This window comes from Lysinibacillus sp. RU7, assembly GCF_057837305.1.
Map to the genome: position 1 here is coordinate 1 of NZ_JBYQFK010000219.1, position 251 is coordinate 251.

The following is a 251-nucleotide window of genomic DNA, read 5'->3' on the forward strand; positions in this document are numbered from 1 at the left end:
GGTAAATACTTGTGGGGCAATGGCTTGCTTTAAATCCAGGACAATCCGAACCACGTCAGCCCGGTTTTGGGCAACCCGAACTGTAGAAATATAGGGATCATTGGGTTTGATCTTGGAGATGAGCGAGTTCAGGGCGCTGCTCATGCTAAGGCCCTGCAGGTCTACGACCAGGCGATTCGGGTTGGACAGGGTGAAATGCTCGGCCTTGAGGGGCGCATTCAATTCCAGGGTAACCCGGGTGTATTCATCGG

The 251-nt window shown here is 53.4% G+C and carries 1 protein-coding gene; it reads right to left on the reverse strand.

All coding sequences use genetic code 11. The features are described 5' to 3' along the window. Nucleotides 1-251, reverse strand: a 251-nt coding sequence (locus AC3II9_RS22170; RefSeq protein ID WP_489158898.1) for an AMIN domain-containing protein, incomplete at both ends; no start/stop codon positions are given.